The organism is Oscillatoria sp. HE19RPO (genome assembly GCF_024220515.1).
GTDB lineage: Bacteria > Cyanobacteriota > Cyanobacteriia > Cyanobacteriales > Laspinemataceae > Laspinema.
The window spans coordinates 1-2529 of record NZ_JAMXOT010000400.1 but is presented as its reverse complement, the minus strand read 5'-3'; the positions used below and the strand labels follow the sequence as shown (position 1 = coordinate 2529).

Sequence of the window (2529 nt, the reverse complement as noted above, 5' to 3'; positions counted from 1 at the left end):
TAAATCAAATCCCCCCAAACCCCCCTTTGAAAGGGGGGCTTAAGAGGATTCGGTCTCCCCCCTTCAAAGGGGGACTTAAGAGGATTCGGTCTGACCCCCAACGATCGGGGACGCTTGGGGGACTCCGGTCTCCCCCCTTTCAAAGGGGGGACGCTTGGGGGGATTCTTCTGAGGCTAAATCAAATCCCCCCAAACCCCCCTTTGAAAGGGGGGCTTAAGAATCTGGTTTCATCGTAGAACTTTATTAAAACAGTCTAATCCATGAGTGGCATTGTCAGTCTTGTCAAAGAAGATCGCAGTCCATGCGATCGCCCGCTTTTAAATCAAATGACCGAATCTCTGGGATTTCGCGGCCCGGACGCCCAACAGGTGTGGTGTCAGGGTTCTGTGGGACTCGGACATACTCTGTTGCGAACTACCGCACAAAGCGATCGCCAACCCTTGAGTGTACCCGAAGGGGACTCCCAGTGGATTGTTGCCGACGCCCGCATCGACGATCGCGCCAACTTGCGGCAAAAATTACGCGATCGAGGTTGCCCAGTTGCCGAGAACATCTCCGACGCCCAACTGATTTTACACGCTTATCAACTGTGGGATACCGCTTGCGTCGAGCATCTCATGGGAGATTTTGTCTTTATTATTTGGGACGATACCAAGCAACGGCTATTTTGCGCCCGAGACCACTTTGGCATCGTGCCTTTTTACTATGCCCGAATTGACAAAACTCTGATTTGCAGCAATACCCTCAACTGCATTCGTCTGCATCCAGGGGTTACGGCGAAATTAAACCAACGGGCGATCGGAGATTTCTTGCTATTTAACATGAACATGGCATGGGACACCACCAGTTTTGCCGATATTCGTCGCTTGCCTCCCGCCCATACATTAACCTGGACGCGGGGAAAACTAGAAATTCAACCCTATTGGCAATTACCCCGCTGTTTGCCGTTAATTCGCTATCGGCGACAAGAGGAATATGTGGAACATTTTGCCGAACTATTTCAGCAGGCAGTGGCAGACCGCTTGAGGTCGGCGACCGTTACCACTCATATTAGTGGCGGCATGGATTCGACCAGTGTCGCTGCCACCGCCTATCAAGTGTTAGAAGAAAGGGGGAAACCGTTTGAGTTTCACTCCTTTACAATGAGCGATCAATCGATGATGCCGGAAGAAGACACCTATGCAGCGATGGTCGCCAAACATATCGGCATTCCCATTCACGTTCTCGACGGTTCCGGTTACATTTCCGCCATCCCGCCAAAATACCCAGAAACTCCCATTCCCGAACCGGCTGTTGGCATTCCCGCCCGCAATTCCCAACTCGAACTCGCCAAAAATTGTGCGGCCAAAGCACCCGTCGTCCTCACCGGATTTGGGGGCGATCCGGGATTGCGATTTGGGGAATTTTTCTGGTTAGAATGGTTCAAACATGGCCTATTTGCCCAGTGGTTAGCCGTACAATTCCACGCCATATCCTTATACCGACATCCCTTATTTTATTGGCGGCGCGGCCTGGGATATTGGCGCAAAATTAGCCGGACAAAACAGTCATTTCCCACTTGGGTAGAACCGAGCTTTTCGCGGCGCTTAGATTTACCGGCGCGACAGCGAGAAATCGGCGATGACTCTGTAGATAAAATCTCTCGGTACGGCATGGCACAGTCGCCGTTTTGGTCGAATTTATTTGAAACTTTAGAGCCGAGTTACACCGGCGTAGCGATTAAACACTATCACCCATTTTTCGACTTGCGCTTAGTCAATTATCTGATTGCGATTCCCCCAGTACCTTGGTTGGTGAATAAAAATATCTTGCGTGAAGCGATGCAAGAAAAGTTGCCCCAACAGATTCTTCAGCGACCGAAAAAAGTGTTTCATTTTCAAGATACTTATTCCCCGATGATGCGGGATATGGTGGACATTTGGATTGGGGATTTGTTGCAAAATACGCCCGGGTTGTCGGACTATGTAAATTGCGATCGCTTATTGGCCTTGTTGACATCACCGCAACCGATTTCTTCGGGGGATATTATCAACTTAGAACGGACTTTGCTCTTCGCTTATTGGCTGCGAAGCCTACAGTAGTTACACCCCCCCAAACCCCCCTTTGGAACGCCACTCGGCTGAGGATCATCCCCCCAAACCCCCCTTTGAAAGGGGGGCTGAGGATCATCCCCCCAAACCCCCCTTTGAAAGGGGGGCTTAAATATATTTCATAGCGAGGGTCACTCGTAGGGACACGGCAATGCCGTGTCCTAATTTTTGACGGCGGGATAATCCGGTCCCCCCCTTACAAAGGGGGGCTAGGGGGGATAATCCGGTCCCCCCCTTAAAAAGGGGGGCTAGGGGGGATAATCCAGTCCCCCCCTTACAAAGGGGGATAATCCGGTCCCCCCCCCTTAAAAAGGGGGGCTAGGGGGGATAATCCAGTCCCCCCCTTACAAAGGGGGATAATCCGGTCCCCCCCTTAAAAAGGGGGGCTAGGGGGGATAATCCAGTCCCCCCCTTACAAAGGGGGATAATCCGGTCCCC

General features: G+C 51.6%; 1 protein-coding gene. It reads left to right on the top strand.

Annotated features, from left to right (window positions below; genetic code table 11):
* The first annotated feature begins 261 nt into the window (after positions 1-261).
* Entirely contained in the window at positions 262-2082 is a 1821-nt protein-coding gene (locus NG833_RS27825; protein ID WP_254568517.1) for an asparagine synthetase B, read from the top strand.
* Positions 2083-2529: the final 447 nt, after the last annotated feature.